The organism is Zoogloea sp. (genome assembly GCF_023150065.1).
Classification (GTDB): Bacteria; Pseudomonadota; Gammaproteobacteria; order Burkholderiales; family Rhodocyclaceae; genus Zoogloea.
In genome coordinates this window covers 1-674 of the sequence record NZ_JAKLLN010000127.1, presented here as the reverse complement: position 1 = coordinate 674, position 674 = coordinate 1, and the positions used below count along the sequence as shown (strand labels likewise).

The 674-nt window shown below is 71.1% G+C and carries 1 protein-coding gene; it reads left to right on the top strand.

Going from position 1 to position 674, the window contains the following annotated elements:
- Positions 1–674: sensor domain-containing diguanylate cyclase (locus L6Q67_RS23830; protein ID WP_296576090.1), on the top strand; the 674-nt coding region annotated here is incomplete at both ends.

Below are 674 nucleotides of genomic sequence, written 5' to 3'. Positions count from 1 at the left end.
CGCCCTCGAGATCCTGGGCGTCAACAACCTGGACGCCCTGTGCCAGCTTCACCCGTGGGACGTCTCGCCGGCCGAGCAGCCCTGCGGCACGGCCTCCGAGGTGCTGGCGACCGAATACATGGCGACTGCCCTGCACCTGGGCCACCTGCGCGTCGAATGGATGCTGCGGCGCCGGGACAACGGCCTCGAGACGCCCGCCGACATCGTCCTGAGCGCCATGGACCTCGACGGCGAGCCGACCCTGCTGGCCTCGGTGCGCGACCTCACCGACCGCAAGCGCTACGAGGCCAAGATCCATCAGCTGGCCTTCTACGACGCCCTCACCGGCCTGCCCAACCGCCGCCTGTTCTTCGACCGGCTGTCCCAGGCCGTCACGCAAAGCCGCCGCAGCGGGCGGCACGGGGCGGTGATCTACCTCGACCTCGACAACTTCAAGCCGGTCAATGACCACCACGGCCACCGCGCCGGCGACCTGCTGCTGCAGGAAGTCGCCCGGCGCCTCGCCCACTGCCTGCGCGAGGAGGACACCGTGGCCCGCCTGGGGGGCGACGAGTTCGTCGCGCTGCTGGTCAGCGTGGCCCCCGACTACGAAACCACCCGCGCCTACGTGTGCGAAGTCGCCGAGCGCATCCGCGACACGCTGGCCCAGCCCTACCTGCTGGCGCTCGGCGACG